The organism is Burkholderia sp. E168m23 (genome assembly GCF_016586125.1).
Taxonomy (GTDB): Bacteria; Pseudomonadota; Gammaproteobacteria; order Burkholderiales; family Burkholderiaceae; genus Burkholderia; species Burkholderia orbicola.
The window spans coordinates 1-2868 of the sequence record NZ_BCPP01000912.1 but is presented as its reverse complement, the minus strand read 5'-3'; the positions used below and the strand labels follow the sequence as shown (position 1 = coordinate 2868).

At 68.4% G+C, this 2868-nt stretch carries 4 protein-coding genes; all 4 read right to left on the bottom strand.

Features of this window, described 5'->3' with window-relative positions; all coding sequences use genetic code 11:
• Positions 1-1089, bottom strand: a 1089-nt coding sequence (locus JMF90_RS31815; RefSeq protein ID WP_201325917.1) for an HD domain-containing protein, incomplete at its 3' end; no start/stop codon positions are given.
• 39 nt (positions 1090-1128) lie between these two features.
• Positions 1129-1482 (bottom strand): RidA family protein, encoded by a 354-nt coding sequence (locus JMF90_RS31810; RefSeq protein ID WP_006486103.1) that lies wholly within the window; start codon positions 1480-1482, stop codon positions 1129-1131.
• A gap of 80 nt (positions 1483-1562) precedes the next feature.
• On the bottom strand, positions 1563-2459 hold the full coding sequence (locus tag JMF90_RS31805) for an alpha/beta fold hydrolase (protein WP_011545243.1): 897 nt from the start codon (positions 2457-2459) through the stop codon (positions 1563-1565).
• 125 nt (positions 2460-2584) lie between these two features.
• Positions 2585-2868: LysR substrate-binding domain-containing protein (locus tag JMF90_RS31800; protein ID WP_236598071.1), on the bottom strand; the 284-nt coding region annotated here is incomplete at its 5' end.

Genomic DNA, 2868 nt, shown 5'->3' with positions numbered 1-2868 from the left:
GAACTGGCCGCCGTAGCCGCGCGCGCCGGCCTCCTTGTAACGCCAGTGCGCGGCGACGCCGTACTCGGCGAAACGATGCATCTCCTGCGTGCGGATCTGCACTTCGAACGCACGGCCGTCGTCGCCGATCACGACCGTATGCAGCGACTTGTAGCCGTTCGGCTTCGGCCGCGAGATGTAGTCGTCGAATTCCTTCGGCACCGGCTGCCACAGGTGATGCACGATGCCCAGCACCGCGTAGCAATCCTTGATGTCGGGCACGATCACGCGAAACGCGCGCACGTCGTACAGCTCGGAGAAGTCGAGCTCCTTGCCGCGCATCTTGCGCCAGATGCTGTAGATATGCTTCGGCCGGCCGCTCACGTCGGCCTGGATGTGCGCTTGCGCGAGCTCGTGCTGCAGCCGCGCGATCGCCTGCGTGACGTACGCCTCGCGCTCGATGCGCTTCTCGTCGAGCAGCTTCGCGATCCGCTTGTAGGTGACGGGATCCTCGAAGCGGAACGCGAGATCCTCGAGCTCCCACTTCAGTTGCCAGATGCCGAGACGGTTCGCGAGCGGCGCATAGATCTCGAGCGTCTCGCGCGCGACGTCGGGCGGCGGATCGAGCTTCGCGGCCGCGTAGTAGCGCAGCGACTGCAACCGCGACGCGAGCCGGATCAGCACCACGCGGATGTCCTGCGCGAAGGCGAGCAGCATCTTGCGCAGCGCCTCGATCTGCGTGCGCCGCTCTTCCGCCGCGTCGCGCCCGAAGTCGGGCTTCGCGGCGTTCTGCGCGGCGCGCAGGCTGACGGTGCCGAGCCGCAACAGCTTGCGCACGTCGGACACGAGCCGCGCGACTTCGTCGCCGAAACGCTCGGTCAGCTCGCGCTCGGGGTCGCTCAGGTGCGGCGTCAGCACGAACAGCGCGGCGGCCTGCATCGCGGACGGATCGACGTTCAGCGTACGCATGATCGCCGCCGTGCCCGCCGAGTGATCGGCGAGCAACTCGCCGGACGACAGGCGCGCGTCGCCGGCCCGCTCGCGCACGAACGCGAGCACGTCGTCGAACGACGGCGCCGCGACGGGAGAGGCGGAAACGGATTCGGTCATTGCACGGCCTGCCGGAATACGGTCATCGTCGGATAACGCTCAGCTCCGCTGCGCGGCGACGACCACGATCTCGACGAGCAGCGCCGGATCGGCGAGCTTCGCCTCGACGGTGGCGCGCGGCGGCGTGTTGCCCGGTGCGACCCATGCGTCCCACTCCGCATTCATGCCTTCGAAGTTCGCGAGATCCGAGATGTAGATCTGCACCGACAGCAGATGCGCCTTGTCGCTGTTCGCTTCGGCGAGCAGGCGGTCGATGTGGCCGAGCACTTCGCGCGTCTGGCCGCGGATGTCCTGCGTGGTGTCTTCGGCGATCTGGCCGGCCAGATACACGGTACCGTTGTGGATCGCGGTTTCGGAGAGACGGGCCCCGACGTGGTGACGAATGACTGCCATGAAAATGTTCCGGTCGTGATGGGTAAGGAATCGGGCGGTGGCACGGCCCGCGTGCCGCCGAACCGCATATTATGACGCGTTTATGCGTCGCCTTCGACGAAAAACCGCCGTGCGAGCGCAATCTGGTCGGCGCTGACGAAGGCCGGCGCGTGGCCCGCCCCCGGAATCTCGACCTGCGTCACGTGCCGCCCGCGACGGACCATTTCGGCCGCCGTCTCGCGCGACAGCAAGTCGGACGTCTCGCCGCGCACGACGAGGAGCGTCGCATCGGTCGTCTCGATCGCGCGCCATAGCGCGGCCTCGCCAAGCGCGGCCAGTTCGGGCGTCGTCGCCTTGAACGGCTCGGCGATGCGCGGATCGTAGCGCATCGTCCAGCCGCCTTCGGGCAGTTCGTGCAGCAGCGGCCCGTTGATCTCGCGCCACTCGTCGGCACTCAGCGCACCGAACGGCAGCGACAGCGACGTCAGGTAGTCGATCCCCTCCTGCTCGGTCGCAAAGCGCGGCTGCACGCCGAGGTACTCGCCGATGCGCGTCAACGAATCGGGCTCGATGCGCGGGCCGACGTCGTTGACGATCATCCGGCGCAGCGGCGAACCGGGCAGCCCGGCGAGCGCCATGCCGATCAGGCCGCCCATCGACGTACCGAACCAGTCGACCGATTCGACGTCGAGCCGTGCGATCAGCGTCACCATGTCGGCCACGTACTGCGGAATCGCATAGTGCCGCGGATCGGCCAGCCGGTCCGATTGGCCGCGCCCGACGACATCGGGGCAAACGACGCGATACGTATCGGACAGCGCGGCGGCAAGCCGGTCGAAATCGCGCCCGGAGCGGGTCAGGCCGTGCACGCAGACGAGCACGCGCGGATTCGCGGGATCGCCCCACTCGGTATAGGCGACGTGATGAAGGCCGGCCGCGCTCGCACACTGCACGCGCCGCTGGCGGGGAACCGGGGGATTCGCTGGGGTCGTTGGCATCGTTGGCATCCTGTCGAACGGGGGGCGACGCGCGGGACAACGCTTGCGGCGCCCGATGCAAACGATTGTAAACCGCTTCGGAATGACGGGGCGCCACGTGCCCCGGCCCACCACCCGAGACGGGTTCAATCGTGGCGACGCCACGCGTCCCGCAACTGCTCGCGCAGGAAATCGACGAATGTCCGCACCCGCAACGGCACATGGCGAGCGCCGGGATAAACGGCATGCAACGGCGCGGCGGATGCCTCGAAGGCCGGCAGCACGCGCACGAGCCGGCCGGCGTCGAGATCGGCGCCGACGTCCCAGATCGACTTCAACGCAATGCCCGCGCCTTCGAGCGCCAGCGTGCGCGCCGCGCCGCCGTCGTTGGTCAGCAGCGCGGCCGTCACCTCGACCGCCACGCCGCCTT